At 38.5% G+C, this 252-nt stretch carries 1 protein-coding gene; it reads right to left on the bottom strand.

Annotation, left to right across the window (positions count from 1 at the left end; all coding sequences use genetic code 11):
* A partial coding sequence (locus tag RMT89_RS44420; protein WP_315889433.1) for a terminase large subunit occupies positions 1-252 on the bottom strand: 252 nt, incomplete at both ends.

The following is a 252-nucleotide window of genomic DNA, read 5'->3' as shown; positions in this document are numbered from 1 at the left end:
GCTTTTAAGCGTCTCAGACCGTGTTCTGATTTAAGTTCTTCAATCAACCGTGGTTCTGCACTATCTGCAATGACTGTTGTTTTCGCATATCCTTTTGATTGGATCAATTCGGCAACTTGCCTTGTAATCAATCCGGGTTGATAAGCCTCATCAAATATATAGATTTTCTTTGTGTTTTCATTTATCAAAAAAGCAACAAGAGCAGTTGGGTCATGCGTAAAACCAAAGTCAAGGCCGACACATAGTTGAAAA

The sequence above is a fragment of the Streptomyces sp. P17 genome (assembly GCF_032436805.1).
Taxonomy (GTDB): Bacteria; Actinomycetota; Actinomycetes; order Streptomycetales; family Streptomycetaceae; genus Streptomyces.
Note: the sequence above shows the minus strand (reverse complement) of the source record. Positions and strands in the feature narration are given on the sequence as shown.